At 68.3% G+C, this 17,615-nt stretch carries 21 protein-coding genes, 1 tRNA gene and 1 pseudogene; 14 read left to right on the forward strand and 9 right to left on the reverse strand.

Annotation, left to right across the window (positions count from 1 at the left end):
* From ACFPZ3_RS48075 to ACFPZ3_RS48100, 6 genes and pseudogenes are all read left to right on the forward strand, one after another.
* Nucleotides 1–358, forward strand: a pseudogene (locus ACFPZ3_RS48075) (hypothetical protein); the annotation flags it as partial.
* Between the two features lie 142 nt (nt 359–500).
* On the forward strand, nt 501–752 hold the full coding sequence (locus ACFPZ3_RS48080; RefSeq protein WP_379521126.1) for a hypothetical protein: 252 nt from the start codon (nt 501–503) through the stop codon (nt 750–752).
* Between the two features lie 11 nt (nt 753–763).
* Entirely contained in the window at nt 764–1,660 is an 897-nt protein-coding gene (locus tag ACFPZ3_RS48085; RefSeq protein WP_379521127.1) for a bifunctional DNA primase/polymerase, read from the forward strand.
* Nucleotides 1,657–2,787, forward strand: a complete 1,131-nt coding sequence (locus tag ACFPZ3_RS48090) for an AAA family ATPase (RefSeq protein ID WP_379521128.1) — start codon at nt 1,657–1,659, stop codon at nt 2,785–2,787. The genes ACFPZ3_RS48085 and ACFPZ3_RS48090 overlap by 4 nt, the downstream gene beginning before the upstream one ends.
* The gene (locus tag ACFPZ3_RS48095) at nt 2,784–3,005 is read left to right on the forward strand and encodes a helix-turn-helix domain-containing protein (RefSeq protein ID WP_379521129.1); all 222 of its coding nucleotides are present in this window, start codon (nt 2,784–2,786) and stop codon (nt 3,003–3,005) included. The genes ACFPZ3_RS48090 and ACFPZ3_RS48095 overlap by 4 nt, the downstream gene beginning before the upstream one ends.
* Nucleotides 3,005–4,153: a tyrosine-type recombinase/integrase gene (locus tag ACFPZ3_RS48100; protein WP_379521130.1), complete on the forward strand. Its 1,149-nt coding sequence runs from the start codon at nt 3,005–3,007 to the stop codon at nt 4,151–4,153. The genes ACFPZ3_RS48095 and ACFPZ3_RS48100 overlap by 1 nt, the downstream gene beginning before the upstream one ends.
* Before the next feature lie 48 nt (nt 4,154–4,201).
* Here the strand turns inward: ACFPZ3_RS48100 and ACFPZ3_RS48105 are convergent, their stop codons facing one another.
* The 3 genes from ACFPZ3_RS48105 to ACFPZ3_RS48115 form a co-directional block, all read right to left on the reverse strand.
* Complete coding sequence (locus tag ACFPZ3_RS48105; protein ID WP_379521131.1) at nt 4,202–5,029, reverse strand: hypothetical protein; 828 nt, start codon at nt 5,027–5,029, stop codon at nt 4,202–4,204.
* Nucleotides 5,030–5,211: 182 nt separating this feature from the next.
* Nucleotides 5,212–5,285: transfer RNA gene (locus ACFPZ3_RS48110), tRNA-Pro, on the reverse strand.
* Between the two features lie 68 nt (nt 5,286–5,353).
* Nucleotides 5,354–6,217 (reverse strand): metallophosphoesterase, encoded by an 864-nt coding sequence (locus ACFPZ3_RS48115; protein ID WP_379521222.1) that lies wholly within the window; start codon nt 6,215–6,217, stop codon nt 5,354–5,356.
* A gap of 110 nt (nt 6,218–6,327) precedes the next feature.
* Between ACFPZ3_RS48115 and ACFPZ3_RS48120 the strand changes: the two genes are divergently transcribed.
* The gene (locus tag ACFPZ3_RS48120; protein WP_379521132.1) at nt 6,328–6,786 is read left to right on the forward strand and encodes a GatB/YqeY domain-containing protein; all 459 of its coding nucleotides are present in this window, start codon (nt 6,328–6,330) and stop codon (nt 6,784–6,786) included.
* 173 nt (nt 6,787–6,959) lie between these two features.
* On the opposite strand, the gene ACFPZ3_RS48125 is transcribed toward ACFPZ3_RS48120, so the two are convergent.
* A complete protein-coding gene (locus ACFPZ3_RS48125) occupies nt 6,960–9,218 on the reverse strand; it encodes a transglycosylase domain-containing protein (protein ID WP_379521133.1) in 2,259 nt (752 codons plus the stop codon).
* 241 nt (nt 9,219–9,459) lie between these two features.
* Here ACFPZ3_RS48125 and ACFPZ3_RS48130 point away from each other — a divergent pair, with 241 nt between their 5' ends.
* Entirely contained in the window at nt 9,460–9,756 is a 297-nt protein-coding gene (locus ACFPZ3_RS48130; protein ID WP_020542548.1) for a WhiB family transcriptional regulator, read from the forward strand.
* A gap of 51 nt (nt 9,757–9,807) precedes the next feature.
* Here ACFPZ3_RS48130 and bagB read toward each other — a convergent pair whose 3' ends face one another.
* Together bagB and bagA are read right to left on the reverse strand one after the other, a co-directional pair.
* Nucleotides 9,808–10,935, reverse strand: a complete 1,128-nt coding sequence (gene bagB, locus ACFPZ3_RS48135; RefSeq protein WP_379521134.1) for an ATPase BagB — start codon at nt 10,933–10,935, stop codon at nt 9,808–9,810.
* On the reverse strand, nt 10,932–11,933 hold the full coding sequence (gene bagA, locus ACFPZ3_RS48140) for an ATPase BagA (protein ID WP_379521135.1): 1,002 nt from the start codon (nt 11,931–11,933) through the stop codon (nt 10,932–10,934). The genes bagB and bagA overlap by 4 nt, the downstream gene beginning before the upstream one ends.
* 76 nt (nt 11,934–12,009) lie before the next feature.
* On the opposite strand from bagA, the gene ACFPZ3_RS48145 reads away from it, so the two are divergent.
* Genes ACFPZ3_RS48145 through ACFPZ3_RS48160 form a run of 4 tightly spaced genes read left to right on the forward strand, consistent with a single transcriptional unit; the run spans nt 12,010 to nt 14,259 of the window.
* Nucleotides 12,010–12,165 carry a DUF4177 domain-containing protein gene (locus ACFPZ3_RS48145; RefSeq protein WP_379521136.1) on the forward strand — a complete coding sequence of 52 codons (156 nt, stop codon included), beginning with the start codon at nt 12,010–12,012 and terminating at the stop codon, nt 12,163–12,165.
* Complete coding sequence (locus ACFPZ3_RS48150) at nt 12,162–12,620, forward strand: RidA family protein (protein ID WP_379521137.1); 459 nt, start codon at nt 12,162–12,164, stop codon at nt 12,618–12,620. The genes ACFPZ3_RS48145 and ACFPZ3_RS48150 overlap by 4 nt, the downstream gene beginning before the upstream one ends.
* 56 nt (nt 12,621–12,676) lie before the next feature.
* Nucleotides 12,677–13,471 (forward strand): NUDIX hydrolase, encoded by a 795-nt coding sequence (locus ACFPZ3_RS48155; protein ID WP_379521223.1) that lies wholly within the window; start codon nt 12,677–12,679, stop codon nt 13,469–13,471.
* Nucleotides 13,468–14,259, forward strand: coding sequence for an MBL fold metallo-hydrolase (locus tag ACFPZ3_RS48160; RefSeq protein ID WP_379521138.1), 792 nt, complete (start codon nt 13,468–13,470; stop codon nt 14,257–14,259). Before ACFPZ3_RS48155 ends, ACFPZ3_RS48160 begins: the two co-directional genes overlap by 4 nt.
* Here ACFPZ3_RS48160 and ACFPZ3_RS48165 read toward each other — a convergent pair.
* Together ACFPZ3_RS48165 and ACFPZ3_RS48170 are read right to left on the reverse strand one after the other, a co-directional pair.
* A complete protein-coding gene (locus tag ACFPZ3_RS48165; RefSeq protein WP_043629901.1) occupies nt 14,241–14,921 on the reverse strand; it encodes a Crp/Fnr family transcriptional regulator in 681 nt (226 codons plus the stop codon). The genes ACFPZ3_RS48160 and ACFPZ3_RS48165 overlap by 19 nt on opposite strands.
* Nucleotides 14,922–15,068: 147 nt before the next feature.
* On the reverse strand, nt 15,069–15,515 hold the full coding sequence (locus ACFPZ3_RS48170) for a hypothetical protein (RefSeq protein ID WP_379521139.1): 447 nt from the start codon (nt 15,513–15,515) through the stop codon (nt 15,069–15,071).
* Nucleotides 15,516–15,587: 72 nt separating this feature from the next.
* Between ACFPZ3_RS48170 and nth the strand changes: the two genes are divergently transcribed.
* Nucleotides 15,588–16,310, forward strand: coding sequence for an endonuclease III (nth, locus tag ACFPZ3_RS48175; RefSeq protein WP_379521140.1), 723 nt, complete (start codon nt 15,588–15,590; stop codon nt 16,308–16,310).
* A gap of 40 nt (nt 16,311–16,350) precedes the next feature.
* Nucleotides 16,351–16,998, forward strand: coding sequence for an NUDIX hydrolase (locus tag ACFPZ3_RS48180; RefSeq protein ID WP_379521141.1), 648 nt, complete (start codon nt 16,351–16,353; stop codon nt 16,996–16,998).
* A 64-nt stretch (nt 16,999–17,062) separates the two neighbouring features.
* Here the strand turns inward: ACFPZ3_RS48180 and ACFPZ3_RS48185 are convergent, their stop codons facing one another.
* On the reverse strand, nt 17,063–17,575 hold the full coding sequence (locus ACFPZ3_RS48185) for a HEAT repeat domain-containing protein (RefSeq protein WP_379521142.1): 513 nt from the start codon (nt 17,573–17,575) through the stop codon (nt 17,063–17,065).
* Between the last annotated feature and the right edge of the window lie 40 nt (nt 17,576–17,615).

The following is a 17,615-nucleotide window of genomic DNA, read 5'->3' on the forward strand; positions in this document are numbered from 1 at the left end:
GGTCGTAGCCCGCGCCATGCAGCTACGCGGCCTGGCCGGCACCTTGCCCGAGGAGGGCACCCAGACCCGCACCGACGCACCCACCTTCGACCTGCTGACCGACGTAGCCCAGATCTGGCCCGCAGGCGAGACCGCCGTCTGGAACGAGACCCTGTGCACCCGTCTGGCCGAACTGCGCCCCGACTTCTACACCGGCTGGGCGTCCGAACAGCTCACCACCGCACTCAAGCCGCACGGCGTACCCGTCCAGGCGATCGGCCGTCGCATCGACGGCAAGGCCGTGACCAGGCGCGGCATCCGCCTGGACGACCTCACCGATGCCATCGCGGAACGTAACCGGCGAACCGGCACGGAGTGACCCCGCCGGCGGGTGCTAGCGCTAGCGGCTGACCCTGCTATCGCTAGCACCCCCGCTAGCAGCAGAAATAAGCCCTGGCTAGGGCGTTAGCACGCTAGCGCCCTCCCTTGACGACACCCAACAACGGCCTAGGAGGCCACCCATGGACCCTGCCACGCTCATCGCTAGCGCAGTGATCATCTTCATCCTGTTCTTCACCTTCCGTTACGCCATCATCTGCTGGATTCGCCCGTTCGACACCTGCCGGAAGTGCCAGGGCAAGCGCCACCTGCCCAACCGCATCGGACGAGGCACCCACGACTGCCGCCGCTGCCACGCCACCGGCCTCCGCCTGCGAATCGGCCGCCACCTCTGGAACCACGTCCGCGCCCTGCACCGCGACACCACCCGCTGACTGGAGCACCCATGCCGATCATGAACTTGACCCGCTACGCCCTCGCGGCCGCCGCCCGAGGCTGGCACGTCTTCCCACTCGCACCGAACGGCAAGACCCCGCCCCGCGGCTTCACCGCCTGGCAACACCGCACCACCGCCGACCCGGCCACCATCCGCCGCATCTGGCAACGCCCGTACAACATCGGCATCGCCACCGGCCCGTCCAACCTCGTCGTCATCGATCTCGACCAGCCCAAGCACGACGAGCAACCACCATCGCAGTGGAATGGTCCAGGAATCCGAGACGGCGCTGACGTCCTTGCCGCCCTGTGCGAGCAGGCCGGACAGCCACTGCCGCTGGAGACCTTCCAGGTCCGCACCCGACGCGGCGGCCTGCACCTGTACTTCACCGCACCCAAGGGAGTAACCCTGACGAACACCCAAGGCGGCAACGGCGGCCTCGGCTGGCTGATCGACACCCGCGCCAACGGCGGCTACGTCGTCGGCCCCGGCAGCCACGTCACCGACCGCGACGCCACCGGCACCTACCAAGTCCTGCACCCGATACCACCCGCACCACTCCCGGCCTGGCTGGTCGAACGACTACGCCCAGCCCCGCTACCACCACAGAAGCCGATCACCGTGCCGCTCGCGTCCGACCGCCACGGCTCCTACATCCGCGCCGCCGTCGTCGGTGAGTTGGACCGGGTGGCCAGCTCACCACCCCACGGCCACAACAACGCGCTCTACCTGGCGTCCGTCGCGCTCGGCCAACTCGTCGCCGGAGGCGAACTGAACGCCGCCGCCGTCACTTCGTGGCTCTCGGAGGCAGCCACGCAGATCGGCCAGCCCTGCCGCGAGGCCCAGCGCACCATCGCCTCCGGCCTGCGCGCCGGAGCCCGCCGGCCCCGGACGGTGGCCGCATGACCGACCAGCCCACACACCTGCGCCTGGTCAACGGTGATGCCGTCCAAGCACCCAGCCATGCCGTACCGTTCCGCACCTCCTGGACCGCAGACGAACTGATGGCCATGACCTTCCCCGAGCCCCGCTGGGCGGTTCCCGGGATCATCGCCGAAGGGTTGAGCCTGCTGGCAGGCCCGCCCAAGGTCGGCAAGTCCTGGCTCAGCCTCGGCCTCGGGATAGCCGTCGCCGGCGGCGCCAAAGCCCTGGAAGTCATCGAACTGGAACCCGGCCCGGTCCTCTACCTCGCCCTTGAGGACACCGCCCGCCGTCTCCAGAACCGCATGGGCAAGATCCTCGGAGGCCAGCCCGCACCCAAGGACCTGACCCTGGCCACCACCTGCCCCACCCTCCCGCAGGGCGGGGAAGAGGCCATCGCCCGCTGGCTGGAACGCAACGCAAACGCCCGCCTGGTCGTCATCGACGTCTTCGCCAAGATCCGAGGCAACACCGCGCCCGGCCTGTCCGCCTACGACGCCGACTACACGGCCATGAGCCGCGTCAAGCGCCTGGCCGACACCTACGGCGTCGCCGTCGTCCTGGTCCACCACGTCCGCAAGATGGCCTCAGAAGACTTTCTGAGCGAAGTCTCCGGCACCAACGGCATCGCCGGAGCCGCCGACGCCACCCTCGTCCTCAAACGCGCCCGAGGCACCGCTGACGGCGTCCTGCACGTCACCGGCCGCGACGTCGAAGAGGCCGAGTACGCCATGGCCTTCCAACCCGCCGTCGGCATCTGGCAACTCCTGGACGGCCCACCCGAAGACCACACCCTGTCCGACACCCGAGCCGCCATCGCCCGCCACGTCCGCGCCAACCCGAACAGCACGCCCAAGGCCATCTCCGACGCCACCGGCTTGTCCCACGAGAACGTCCGCAAGACCTGCCAGCGGATGAACGCCGACGGCCAGCTCTGCGTGAACGCCACCGGTCACTACCGCCTCCCCGGGACACCACCCCAGGGAGCCGTCCCCGGCGTCCCTGCAGTCCCCGACCACACCGCGACCAGCACCAATGCCAATCACCCCGAGGGACAACCGGCCCTGCTGCCTGTCCCCGCTGTCCCCGCCGATGAGGAGACCCACCTGTGACCACCTCACCGCCGGACAGCGTCCGGCTCGCCGACACCCAGCTCTACCGCGTCACCGACGCCATGCGCCTGCTCCGCATGAGCCGAACCGTCATCTACGACCAGATCCGCACCGGCCGCCTGCGCTCGGTCAAGCAAGGCCGCGCCCGCCTCATCACCGCCGGTGCCATCCGTGACTACATCGCCCTCCTGGAAAAGGAAGCAGAGGAAGCAGCCTGATGACCAAGCGACGCAGCAGAGGAGACGGCGGCCTGCACTGGGACGACAAGCGCCAACGCTGGATCGCCACCGCCAGCCTCGGCTACGACCCCAGCGGCAAGCGCATCGTGAAACGGGGGAGTGGCAAAACCAAGACCGAAGCCAAGAATAAGCTCAAGGAGGTCCTCCGCGACTACGAAGACGGCCTGGCCATCGCACCGGCCGACTACACCGTGGAGCGTGCAGTGAACGACTGGCTGGCCTACGGCCTGAACGGTCGGGACCCCGCCACGGTGAAGACCTGCACGATCCTCTGCAGGATGCACATCATCCCGGCCTTGGGCGCTCGGAAGCTCCGGGACCTGAGTGCGGAAGACGTGGACAAGTGGCTCGCTACCAAGACGAAGACACTCAGTACACGGACTCTCCAGGGCCTCCACGGCTGCCTCAACCGTGCAATCAAACGAGCGATGGCCCGAGACAAGGTGAAGCGGAACGTCGTGACGCTGTCCTCAGTCCCGAAGGGCAAGTCGGGCCGCCCTTCCAAGGCGCTGACCTTCGCACAGGCGGAAGCCGTACTGAAGGCTGCTGAAGGCTCCAAAATGTATGCCTACATCGTCCTGTCCCTGCTTACTGGCGCACGTACAGAAGAGCTACGAGCGCTCACATGGGATCACGTAGACCTGGATGGTGATCCGGATGCACATCCGCCCGTGCCGCCTCACGTGGCAGTGTGGCGCTCCGTACGGGCTGGGGGAGACACCAAGACTCGGAAGTCACGCCGTACTCTCGCATTGCCCAAACGCTGCGTGGATCTCCTTCGGCATCACCGGGACGCCCGGCAACAGGAGGAGGGCAAAAACTGGATGGCAACGAGCCTTGTGTTCTCGTCCGCCACAGGTAAGCCCTTGGATGCTGCCAACGTCCGGCGCGGCTTTCGCAACGCCATCAAAGACGCTGAAGGCGTGGATCCAATGCAATGGACGCCGCGCGAGCTTCGTCACAGCTTTGTCTCGCTGCTCTCGGATAATGGGATCTCGCTAGAGGAAATCTCACGCCTCGTGGGGCACAGTAGTACCGCTGTTACCGAGGCGGTGTATCGGAAACAGATTCGCCCAGTGCTTCAGGGTGGCGCTACGGCAATGGACCAGATCTTCCGAGAGAAATGAGCATATCATCTGGCGCGGTCATTCGATGGTCCGCGCCAGATGGCGTCGCTACTTTGTTTCCCCTAGACGCTTGATGAAGCGCAGCAAGCTTGCCCAGAGTTCTGTCGGGTTGCTAACAACCTCCACCGGGATACGGTCCACAAAGGCGACTCCAACGTCCCGGAGGAGATGCTCCCTTGTCGTGTCCAGCGCCCTGCGGCCGTTGTGGTGTGGGCCGTCGATCTCTAGTACGCCAGCGCGCCCACGATATGTCACCACAACATCTGGCTCCCATGTGCGGCCCAATACACGGCCTCCAGGCAGTGGGAGGATGCCAATGGTGTCGTCGGAGGGAAGCTCCGTTTCCTGAATCTTCTTGAGCGCTCGATACACCGTCAACTCGCCACTATTGGTGAAGGCCAGGGAGTCCTCGGTGTATCGAGGTGTTTCGACTCGGACCAGTCGAGCTTGATTGCTCTGCTGCTTTCCTGAGATGCGTTCCCTTACCTGCTCTCGCCACTGCGGGCCAACGGAAGGCAATATCTCGCGAACTCCTACCCAGCCGACGCCGTAATCACGACGGTTGGAGACCTCCACACATGTATCTCGGACTTGCTTTGTAATCTCCTCCGTGAAAAGGCTCTGGTGTTCGGGTCTAACTTCGAGCCACAGGTCTTCCTCCTGTGACTCAGGGTCCCACTCGATGTAGGCGCCCTTCACTTCCAGCAAGAGTTCAGCTACGGCTGTTTGGCCTCGAAGGACCAGCAGAGCGGCGGCATGCCCGAGCGCGGCTTCGGCGCGGAGGTGCTTTCGCTGATCGTCGGTTAGATCGTTCCTGCTGAGCAGTTCATCGAAGGACTTGTTGGTTTGCCCGACCGAGTCGGAGGCATCTCGCATGTGACCACCCTTCAGCGCGGTGACCTGATCCAAACACGGTAGCCATCCCTGGGGACAGATCTGCTCATTGCCGGGCAGGTGGAGTGACGGTCGGCGGACGGTAGTCACGCAGTTGGTCACTCAGGAGACGGAAGAGGCCGCTTCCGACCTTCGGAAGCGGCCTTCTACCTGCGGCGATACTGTCGGGGTGGCGGGATTTGAACCCACGACCTCTTCGTCCCGAACGAAGCGCGCTGCCAAGCTGCGCTACACCCCGGTCGCACGCCTTCGTCGTGCGCGTGCTTGGAAAAGTCTAGCGGACTTCCAAGGTGCTTGTGACCGCCTTTATCTCCGGGGAACCAGCGTGAGAAGGGTCGCCTCCGGGAAGCAGGCGAAGCGGACCGGGGCGTACGGGGAGGTGCCGAGGCCGGCGGACACGTGGAGCCAGGCCGAGTCGTGACGGCTCAGGCCCTTGACGCGGGCGCGGTCGATGCCGCAGTTGGTCACCAGGGCGCCGTAGAACGGGATGCAGAGTTGGCCGCCGTGGGTGTGGCCGGCCAGCAGGAGTTGGTAGCCGTCGGCGGCGAAGCGGGTCATGTTGCGGGGCTCGGGGGAGTGCATGACGCCCAGGCGGAGGTCGGCGTCCTCCGGGGCGGGGCCCGCGACCAGGTCGTAGCGGTCGCGGGAGATGTGGGAGTCGTGGATGCCCGCCACGGCCACGTCCAGGTCGCCCACCTTGATGCGGGCCGTGGTGTTGTTCATGTCGAGCCAGCCCTCGGAGGCCATGCCCGCTCCCAGCTCCTCCCACGGGAGGCTGGGGACGTGCTGGCGGCGCTCGTTCTTGGAGGTGCGCCACAGGTAGCGGGCCGGGTTCTTCGGCTTCGGGGCGTAGAGGTCGTTGGAGCCGTAGACGAACAGGCCGGGGCGGGAGAGCAGGGGCTCCAGGGCGTGCAGGAGCGAGGGGACGGCCTCGGGGTGCGCGATCGAGTCGCCGGTGTTGACGACCAGGTCGGGCTCCAGGGCGCCGAGCGAGCGGACCCAGTTGATCAGCATCGTACGGCCCGGCGTCAGGTGCAGGTCCGACAGGTGGAGGACGCGCACGGGACGCTGGCCGCGCTCCAGCACAGGGACGTCGAAGCGGCGCAGACGGAACCAGTTGCGCTCCACCACGGAGGCGTAACCCAGCCCGGCCAGGCCGAGACCGAGCATGGACAGGGGCACTGCGACGGCTTTCCTCACGTATTCATGATGCCCGAGATCCGGCGTGAGGCTACCGCTCGTGCGACAGGAGGGTCCGCTCAGACGGCAAGATGGAGCGCATGAGCGCATTGAAGGACAAGCTGAAGGCCGATCTGACGGCCTCGATGAAGAGCAAGGACGAGGTACGCCTCCGTACGGTCCGGATGGCCCTGGCCGCCGTGAACGTCGAGGAGGTGGCCGGCAAGACGGCCAGGGAGCTGTCCGACGACGAGGTCATCAAGGTCCTGACCAGGGAGGCCAAGAAGCGGCGCGAGGCGGCGGAGGCGTTCGGCAACGCGGGGCGGGCGGAGCAGGCTCAGGCGGAGCTCGACGAGCACGCGGTGCTGGAGGAGTACCTGCCGGCGCAGCTCTCCGACGAGGAACTGGCCGAGCTGGTCGAGGCCGCGCTCGCCGAGACGGGCGCCGTGGGGCCGCAGGCCATGGGGCAGGTCATGAAGGTCGTCAACCCGAAGGTCGCCGGCCGGGCCGAGGGCGGCCGCGTCGCCGCCGTCGTACGGGCGAAGCTGGCCACCAAGTAGCTCGTCTCGCCGTACAGGCGAAGCTGGCCGCCGAGTAGCCCACCTCGCCGTATGGGCGAAGCTGGCCGCCGAGTAGTCGGCCGTCCTGTGGGGCCCCGAGAGCCCCTGTCGCCGGTGCCGGGCCACCCCAACCCCTCCGGGGCGGCCCAACCGGCTCAAACCAGCCCTCAGGGCTAGCCAGCGGGTGTTATGGGACCCGCTGCGCCACCGCGCCCGCGCCCGTCGCCGCCGCGGCCGTCGCGGCCGTCAAAGCCGGGTGGCGGCTCGCCCCTGTCGTCCGGGTTGAAGATGTCGAACGGATTGCCCGACCGCTCGTCCTCTCGCTCCTTCTTCGGCTTGGGCGCGCAGTTCTCCGTGCATCCCCCGAAGCGCGACTGGTCCACCGAGCTGAACTCGGTCGGCTCGATCCCCTTGAGCGCGGTCAGCATCGAGTCCTTCCAGATGCGCCCGGAGATCGACGAGCCGTACACGTACGGGTAGTAGCGCCCGCCGATCGTGATCCCGATCAGTTTGTGGGCCGAGGTGCCGCGCGGGTCGCCCAGGCTGACGGCGGAGGAGAGGTTGGGGGTGTAACCGGAGAACCAGGCCGACATGTAGTTGTCGGTCGTCCCGGTCTTGCCCGCCGCGTCGCGCCCGATGCCGCCGACGTCGACCATGGTGCCCTTGGTGAACACGCCGGACAGGATGCCGCTGACCGCGTCGGCGACCTCCTCCTCCAGCACCTGGGAGCACTTCGGTTTGTACTGCTTGGCCTTGCCGTCCCTGTCCTTGATCTCGGTGATGGCCAGCGGCCTGCAGTATTGGCCGCGCGAGGCGAAGACCGCGTAGGAGCTGGCGATGGTGATGGGATCGACCTCGTTGACGCCGAGCGTGAACGTCTCGACCTCGGACAACTTCTGCCCGTCGGCCCGCTTGACGCCGAGCTTCTTGGCCATCTTGACCACGTCGCAGAGCCCGACCCGCTGCTCCAGCTTGACGAAGAAGGTGTTCACCGAGCCCCAGGTGCCGGTCTGCAGGGTCTTGAAGCCGCCGCCGCCCTCACTGGAGTTGCGTACGGTGTGCGTCGGGTCTCCGACGTTCTGGCCCTTGCAGTTCTTGAACGTGCTGTAGCCGCCGGCCTGGTATCCGGACGGGGCGGGGAAGCCGTCGCCGTATTTCAGGCCCTCCTCCAGCGCCGCGGCCAGCGTGTAGACCTTGGCCGTCGAGCCCTGCTGGAACCCGCGACCGCCGCCGTGCGCCGCGTCGGCCACGATGTTGTAGCTCATCTCGTTCTTCTTCTTGCTCCCGCCGAACTTCCGCGAGGCGGCCATCGCCTTGATCTCGCCGGTGCCGGGGACGACCATGGCCTGCGAGGCCACGGGCTTGTCCTTGGAGCTGACGTACTTCTTGATCGCCTTCTCGGCGGCCGCCTGCATCTTGGGGTCGATCGTGGTCTTGATCGTCAGACCGCCGCGCTGGAGCAGCTTCCTGCGGTCGTCCTGGTCCTTGCCGAAGTCCTCGTTGTTGAGGATCTCGTACTGGACGTAGAGGCAGAAGTACGGATATTTGCTGGCCTCGCAGCCGCCGGGCACCTTGACGTCCTTGTAGCCCAGCTTCTTCGACTTGGCCTCGGCGGCCTCCTGGACCGTGATCTTGCCGATCTCGGCCATCCGGTCCAGCACGAGGTTGCGCCGCTCCAGCAGTCGCGCGCGGGACTCGGGGCCGATGTTGGGGTCGGTCCTGGCCGGGTTCTGGACGGCGCCGGCGAGCGTGGCGGCCTCGACGAGGGTGAGCTTGGCGGCCGGCTTGTCGAAGAAGCGCCTGGCCGCCGCCTGGACGCCGTGGGCGCCCGCGCCGAAGTAGGCGATGTTCAGATATTTCTCGAGAATCTGGTTCTTGGAGTACTTCTTCTCGATCGCCATCGCGTAGCGCAGTTCGGCCAGCTTGCGGGAGACCGTGGGCGCGATGGCCGCCGCCTGGTCCTCGGGCGTCTCGGCCGCGTTGACCAGAACCTGCTTGACATACTGCTGGGTGATCGACGAACCACCCTGGGTCACGCCACCGGTGCTCAAATTCTTGATGAGCGCTCTGGCGGTTCCCTCCACGTCGATCGGCCCGTGCTGGTAGAAACGGAAGTCCTCGATCGCGATCAGCGCGGTCTGCATGATCGTGGAGACCTGGTCGAGGCGCACGACCTGGCGGTTCTCGAAGTAGAACTGTGCGATCTGCTTGCCGTTCGCGTCCATGAGGAGCGTCCGCTCGGGCAGAGGGGGCTCGTTGAGCTCTTCGGGCTTGAGATTGAGCCCTTCCACTGCGGTCTTGGTGGACATTCCCGCTCCGCCGACCGCCGGCAGCGCCACCGCCGCCGCGAGCACTCCAGCGGCTGCCCCGGCGATGACGAGGCGCAGGACGCCGAGGACGGGGTTGGAGCGATCTTTGCCACGCGCTTGCACGGTATCAAGAGTACGTGGAAAGACTGACCAATCCGGTAGCACGACACCATTTCACCTTGACTGATGGGGGTGACTAGTCATTCCCGGTCAAGACTGCCGCGAGAAATTGGTCCTCTGGGGTCTGTCGGCCCGAACGTCTAGTTGCGTACGTTCTCCCTGCGGCAACTGAATATGGAGGCTCGGCGCCCGCGCCCGTCGGCCCCAAATGACGACTGACCACCTAAGGGGAGTGGGGTCGAAAATGTGGATCACGGATTGGACCTCCCGTGCCGCCTGTAAGGGTGCGGATCCGGATGCCCTGTTCGTGCAGGGCGCCGCGCAGAACAGAGCCAAGCTCATCTGCCGGGGTTGCCCGGTCCGCACTGAATGCCTCGCCGATGCGTTGGACAACCGCATCGAGTTCGGGGTTTGGGGCGGCATGACAGAACGGGAACGACGTGCGCTGCTCAGGCGGCGACCCGACGTGGACTCATGGCGTGAACTACTCGAGTCCGCCAAGGAAGAGTACGAACGAACCAACGAGCTGATCGCGGGCTGACCCCAGCCCGGCGACCGCGTACGGCCGGCCTCACACAGCCGGCCGTACTTTCTATGCGGTCGCCAACAGGTCCCCGATCTGCCGCAGACCCGTCAGATCGTGGACATCCTCGGACATGGCGCGGACCTGCACCACGGGCACCGTGGGGTGGGCCGAGATGAAATGCTCCTGCTCGCGGCTTTCGCGGGCGGCGAGCTGCATTCGCCCGGCGTGCAGCCGCAGCACTGCCGCGGTGAGTTCATGCTCGCCCCTCGACTCCAGGTCCTCCGCAGCGGCTGCGCTGCGGGCGGCCGAGAGTGCCGAGGCAGGCGATTCGTGCACCCGGTTGACCACCAGGCCAGCCAGGGGCATGCGCTCCTCAGCCAGGCGTTCCACGAAGTAGGACGCCTCGCGCATCGCGTCGCGCTCGGGCGCGGCCACCACCAGGAAGGCCGTGCCCGGCGCCTGGAGCAGCCGGTAGGTCATCTCGGCCCGCTGCCTGAACCCGCCGAACACCGCGTCGAGCGCGGACACGAACGTCTGCAGGTCCTTGATCACCTGCGCGCCCAGCAACTTCGTCATGGCCCCGGCCATCAACCCGAACCCGGCGTTGAGCAGTCGGAACGCGCTGCGCCCACCGGCCTTGGCCGGAGCGGTCAGCAGCCGGATGAACCGGCCGTCGAGGAAGCGCCCGAGCCGCTCGGGCGCGTCCAGGAAGTCAAGTGCCGAGCGCGAGGGCGGCGTGTCGACGATGATCAGGTCCCACTCGTCCGAGCGGCGGAGCTGGCCCAGCTTCTCCATGGCCATGTACTCCTGCGTGCCGGAGAAGCTGGAGGAAAGCGACTGGTAGAAGGGGTTCGACAGGATCTGCCTGGCCCGCACCGGGTCGGCGTGCGCCTCGATGATCTCGTCGAACGTGCGCTTCATGTCGAGCATCATGGCGTAGAGCTGGCCGTCGCCCTCCGGTGAGGTGATCAGGCGCGGGGTGTTGTCCAGCTCGGTCAGCCCCATCGACTGGGCCAGCCGCTTGGCCGGGTCGACGGTCAGCACGACCGCGCACCTGCCGCGCTCGGCGGCCCGCAGGCCCAGCGCCGCCGCGGTCGTGGTCTTGCCCACCCCGCCGGCGCCGCAGCAGACGATGATTCTGGTGCCCGGGTCGTCGAGGATCGCGTCGATCTCCAGCCGGGTGGGCTTCTTCACGCTGCTCCCTGGGTGCGCATGCTCTCCGCCAGCTCGTACAGGCCGGCCAGGTCCACGCCGTCGGCCAGCAGCGGCAGTTCGTAGCTCGTCAGTCCGGCCCCGGCCAGCGACTCGCGCTCGGCGCGCTCCAGCTCCGTGCGGTGGGCGTGCTCGACGACCTCCGCGGCGAGCGCCTCGGCCAGCGCCGTGGCCTGGGCGCCGTCGGCCACGCCTGTGGCCTTGAGCCCGAGGGCGAGTTCGCCGGCGTCGAACCGGTCCTTGACAGCCATGTCAAGTGCGGCCTGGGGCAGGAGCGACTCGCGGACCATGTTGATGAAGATCCCACCCGCGGGAAGACCGGCGGAGCGCAGTTCGGCCAGGCCGTCGAGCGTCTCCTGCACCGGCATCTCCTCCAGCAGCGTGACGAAGTGCACAGCCGTCTCCGGGGACTTCACGACGCCGCTGACGAGGTCGGAGTGGTTCTTGATGGGGCCGACCTTGGCCAGGCCCGCCACCTCCTTGGTGACGTTCAGGAAGCGCGTGATGCGGCCCGTGGGCGGCGCGTCGAGCACGACCGCGTCGTAGACCCTGCGGCCGTTCCTGGCGCGCCTGCGTACGGCCTCGGTGGTCTTGCCCGTCACGAGCACGTCGCGGAAGCCTGGGGCCACGGTGGTGGCGAAGTCGACGATGCCCATCTTGGTCAGCGCCCGGCCCGCCCTGCGCATCCCGTAGAACATCTCCATGTACTCGAGCATGGCCTCCTCGGGATCGATGGACAGCGCGTAAACGTCGCCGCCCGAGGGCGCGACCGCGATTCTGCGCTCCTCGTAGGGCAGCGGCGGCAGGTCGAAGATCTGCGCGATGCCCTGCCTGCCCTCCACCTCCACGAGCAGCACCTTGCGTCCGCCTGAGGCCAGGGCGAGGGCGAGGGCGGCGGCGACGGTCGTCTTGCCGGTGCCGCCCTTGCCGGTGACGACGTGCAGCCGTACGTCGGCCCAATCCGTGTCCGGAGAGTCCACGTTTCGAGGCTACCGAACGGTCACTTGCCGGAAGCCGACGACCACCGTTTGAGATTGCTCACAATAAGCTGCCCCCATGAAGAAATGGGAGTACTTCACAGCCCCCGTGCTGATCCACAACACCAAGATGATCCTCGACAACTTCGGCGCCGACGGCTGGGAGCTCGTCCAGATCGTGCAGGGCCCCACGCCCGAGCAGCTCGTCGCCTACTTCAAGAAGGAGAAGCAGTGACCCCGGAGCAGAAGATCGAGGAGCTCGGTTACACGCTGCCCGCGCCCGTCGCGCCGGTGGGCTCCTACGTCCCCACCGTGCGCACCGGAGACCTCGTCTACACCTCGGGTCAGGTGCCGATGCTGGAGGGCAAGCTGCACCAGACCGGCAAGCTCGGCACCGACCTGGGCGTCGACGAGGGCAAGGCGCAGGCTCGCGTCTGCGCGCTCAACGCGCTGGCCGCGGTCAAGGGCGAGATAGGCGAGCTGTCCAGGGTGCGGCGGATCGTGAAGGTCGTCGTGTTCGTCGCCAGCGCTCCCGACTTCACCGGGCAGCCGCAGGTGGCCAACGGCGCCAGTGACCTGCTCGCCGAGGTGTTCGGGGAGCAGGGCAAGCACGCGCGCAGCGCCGTGGGCGTCGCCGCGCTGCCGCTCGACGCGCCGGTCGAGGTGGAGCTGATCGTCGAAGTCGGCTAATTGGGCATATGTCACCATGACCGAGTGATGTTCTAGAAGGAGGTCATGTGACTGGATTGCCGCTTCCAGCCGAACTCGCCGCCCGGGCACGCGACGTCCTGGCCGGGCGGGTGCGACCGGCGCCGGCGCGGGACGCCGCCACGGTGGTGCTCCTGCGGCCGGGGCCGGAGGTCTACCTGCTGCGGCGCAAGGCAACGATGGCCTTCGCCGCGGGCGCCTACGTCTTCCCCGGCGGCTCTGTGGACGTGCGCGACACCGATCAGGCCGTCGCCTGGGCCGGGCCGTCCCCGGCCGAGTGGGGCGAGGTCTTCCACGCCGGGGAACGGCTGGCGCGCGGGCTGGTGTGCGCGGCCGTACGGGAGACGTTCGAGGAGTCGGGCGTGCTCCTGGCGGGGCCGGGGCCCGGCTCCGTGGTGGCCGACACGACGGGGGAGGACTGGGAGGCCGATCGGCTGGCGTTGATCGACCACAGCCTGGGCTTCGCCGACTTCCTGTCCCGGCGCGGGCTGGTGCTCCGCTCCGACCTGCTCAAGCCGTGGGCGCACTGGATCACTCCGGAGATCGAGCGCAAACGGTTCGACACGCGGTTCTTCGTCGCCGTGCTGCCCGAGGGGCAACGTACGCGTGACGTGGGCGGGGAGGCCGACCAGGTCGTCTGGCAGCGGCCGGGTGAGTCGATTGAGCTGGCGCACCAGGGGGAGATCTTCCTCATGCCGCCGACGTACCGGACGTTGAGCGAGCTGTCCGCCTACGACAGCGTGGCCGGGGTCCTGGCCGCGCCCCGTGAGATCGTGACGATCATGCCGAGAGCCGTGGAGATCGAGGGTGAGATGCGGCTGGTGACGTCATGAGCGGTCTTTACATTCCGATCGACACGCCCGACGGGTCGCGTACCGAACACGCCGAGAATTTGCTCGCCCCCAACCCCTCGGCGATGACCCTCGACGGCACCAACACCTGGATGATCGGGGCCGGCGAGGAGGTGGTCGTCGTCGATCCGGGACCCGATGACGAGTCGCACCTGCGCCGCGTCGCCGAGCACCTCGGAGAGCGCCGCGTCACCGAGATCCTGCTCACCCACGGCCACTTCGACCACAGCGGCGGCGCCAGGCGCTTCGCGCGCATGGTGAACGCGCCCGTGCGGGCCCTGGACCCGCGCCACCGGCTCGGCGACGAGGGACTCGCCGACGGCGACGTGGTGAAGGTGGCGGGCCTGGAGATCCACGTGTACGGCACCCCGGGCCACTCGTTCGACTCGTTGTGCTTCTGGCTGCCCGCGGACCGGGCGATGCTGACCGGCGACACCGTGCTCGGCAGGGGCACCACGATCGTCGCCCGCGACGGCGGGCTGGCCGACTATCTCCGCAGTCTCGACAAGCTCAGGGCCGTGGCCGAGAGCCTGAACGCGCTGGCACTGCTGCCGGGACACGGCCCGGTGCTGCCCGACCCGATCGGCGCGCTCGACGGCTACATCGCGCACCGGCGCGAGCGCCTCGACCAGATCAGGGCGGCGCGCGAGCAGGGCGCCCGCACGCCGCGCCAGATCGTCAAGATCGTGTACGCCGACGTCGACCGCTCGCTCTGGCCCGCCGCCGAGATGTCAGTCGTTGCCCAGCTTGATTATCTCGACCGGTTGTAGAGCCGGTCCATGTCGAGGATGACCACGGCCTTGGCCTCGATCCGCAGCCAGCCGCGCTGCGCGAAGTCGGCCAGCGCCTTGTTGACCGTCTCCCGCGAGGCGCCGACGAGCTGCGCCAGCTCCTCCTGGGTGAGGTCGTGGTGCACCCGCAGGCCGTCGTCGGTCTTGGTGCCGAACCGCTCCGCCAGGTCGAGCAGCTGCTTGGCCACCCGCCCGGGAACGTCGGTGAAGACCAGGTCGGCCAGCACGTCGTTGGTCCTGCGCAGCCGCTGCGCGAGCGCGCGCAGCAGGTGGAGGGCCACCTCGGGCCGGCCGGTCAGCCAGGGCCGCAGGTCGTCGTGGCCCAGCCCGGCCAGGCGCACCTCGGTCAGCGCCGTCGCCGTGGCCGTGCGCGGCCGCGGGTCGAACAGCGACAACTCGCCGAACATCTCGCTCGGCCCCAGGACGCTCAGCAGGTTTTCCCGCCCGTCCGGGGAGGTGCGGGAAAGCTTGATCTTGCCTTCCAGCACGACGTAGAGGCGGTCGCCCGTCTCGTTCTCGTGGAAGAGCGTCTGTCCCTTGGACAGCTGGACCTCGGTGATGCTCGTACGCAGCGCCGCGGCGCTCTCGCGGTCCAGCGCGGCGAACAGGGGGGCCTTGCCCAGCACATCTTCGGTGTTCACTCTGCCTCCTCTGCTGCCATTGTGACTCACCCCACTCCGGGTGGCACACACAGGTTATGGGAATGCCGGAGTGGTCTGGCCTGCCCAGGTGAGCCGAGTCCCGGGGGAAAAGTACCGGAAGGCCTTATTCGTACCGCGACCGGGTTGTCAACCCGCTCTGCGCAGCAGACCGTCCACAGAGGCCACCGCCGCGGCGACGGAGCGGCCGAGCAGGACCCTGAGCACGTCCACAGCCTGTGGACGGGCGGCGGCGTCGGGACGGCGGCACTGCTCGACGGCGATCCGCAGCGCGGGCGGCAGCACGGCGGTGTCGCCGTGCTCGGAGCCGGTCGCGGCGAAGACCACGAGGTCCGCCCACGCCCGTACGTCCTCCGCCGCCCCGGACCCGTCCTCGGCGCTCTGCCAGCCGATGAGCACCTGGCCCCGCGTCCCGAGCGCCACGCTCTCCTTGCCGAGCCGGACTCCCGCGGTGCCGCGCGCGTGCAGCTTGGCCATGGCGGCCACGCAGCTCACCGCCAGCCGGTGCAGCGCCTGGCCGCTCAGCGGCCCTCCCTGCCGGACGAACTCCGCCAGCGTCGCTCCCTGGTCACCCATGACCGACCCCCTTCCACGCGCCAGGTTGTACGCGAGAGGACCCCTCCTTGGTTCAACCCCTACGCTTACGACATGGCGACGAACGCGGCGGGGCGCAAGCCTGAGACCCAGCTCGCACTGGTCCGGCGGGCGCGAAAGATGAACCGCATCCTGGCGGAGACCTATCCGGACGCCCATTGCGAGCTGGACTTCCGCAACCCGCTGGAGTTGCTGGTGGCGACCATCCTCTCCGCCCAGTGCACGGACAAACGGGTCAACATGGTCACCCCCATCCTCTTCGCGAAATATCCAACCGTGGAGGACTATGCCGGTGCGGATCGGTCGGAGATGGAGGAGATCATCCGCTCGACCGGCTTCTTCCGCGCGAAGACCAACAGCATCATCGGCATGGCCCAGTCGGTCTGCGAGAGCTACGGCGGCGAGGTCCCCGGCAAGCTGAAAGACCTGGTCACGCTGCCCGGCGTGGGCCGCAAGACGGCCAACGTGGTGCTGGGCAACGCCTTCGGCGTGCCGGGGCTGACCGTGGACACCCACTTCCAGCGGCTCGTACGCCGCTTCGGCTGGACCGAGCAGACCGACCCCGTCAAGATCGAGCACTGCGTGGGCGAACTGCTGCCCAGACGCGAGTGGACGATCTTCTCCCACCGGGTGATCTGGCACGGCCGCCGCATCTGCCACGCCCGCCGGCCCGCGTGCGGCGTGTGCCCGCTGGCCGCCCTCTGCCCTTCCTACGGCGCCGGCCCCACCGCCCCCGCCGAGGCCACGAAGCTCGTCAGATCCGGCCCCTTCTCCTGAACACGGGAAGTCATCGGGGGCCCGGCGTGTTGGAGGATGCGTGACCCAAGTGCCCGACTGGCTGGAGACCCTTGCGGCGCAAGCGCAGCGGATCCGAGTTCCCCGCTCACTCCGGCCACCCGCCGGGCGCGGCCGTGAGGCGGCGGTGCTGATGTTGTTCGGCGAGGGCCCGCACGGTCCCGACGTGCTGCTCATCCAGCGCAGCACGCGCGGTCGCAGGCACGCAGGGCAGCCGGCCTTCCCAGGCGGCGGCGTTGACACCGAGGACGCGGGGCCGATCGAGGCGGCGCTGCGCGAGGCCGAGGAGGAGACGGGAGCCGATCCGCGCGGGGTGCACGTGCTGGGCACGATGCCGGAGCTCTACCTCCCCTACAGCGACAACCGGGTCACGCCGGTGATCGCCTGGTGGCGCGAGCCGTCGGCGGTGCACGCGGCCTCGCCCGACGAGGTCGACTCGGTCGAGCGCGTGCCGATCGCCGAGCTGGTCGATCCCGGCAACCGGGTCACGCTGCAACATCCCAGGGGCACGGCGGGGCCGGCGTTCCGGGTGCGCGGGATGCTGGTGTGGGGGTTCACGGCGATGGTGCTGGACACGGTGCTGCGCGAGGCGGGGCTCGAACGGCCCTGGGACGCCACCCGGACGGAGGACCTGCCGCCCGAGGTGGTCAACATGGCCTCACGCGGTTAGAGGGCCGCTCTGAGTGCGACGCCGAGCGAGGTAGAGGGCCGCTCTGAGGGCGACCCCGAGCGAGTTAGAGGGCCGCTCTGAGTGCGACGCCGAGCGAGGCCCAGCCGGCCACGTCGGCGTCGCTGTCGGCCGCCAGGGTCCGCAGCGTGGCCAGGCCGGCGCGGTCCGGCGGGTTGCCGAGGACGTGTTGCAGCGCGTACGCGGCCCCGTACCGCACTCGTGCGTCCTCGTGAGCGGCCAGGTCGATCACGGACGGCAGCGAGCGCGGGTCCGCCAGATGCCCGAACGCGATCAGCACCGAGTAGAGCACCATGGCGTCCTCCTCGCTGGCGGCCAGATAGCGCAGCACCGGCAGCGTGCGGTCCACGAACGGCCCCAGCATCCCCATGATGTCCACGCCGAGCAGCCGCTCCTCGACGGTGTCGGCGGCGCACAGCCGCCTGGCCTCGATGAACGACTCCAGGTCGCCCCGCTGACGCAGCAACGAGATCACGTGCCAGCGCAGCGGCCCGTCAGGGTCGGTGTCGCGCAGAGCAGCCTGGATGAGATCGTGGGCTGTAGCCTCGTCGGGCGGCATACCGCCCAAGGTAGCCAGGTGAGTGACGCCGTCCTGATCG

The sequence above is a fragment of the Nonomuraea insulae genome (genome assembly GCF_042656245.1).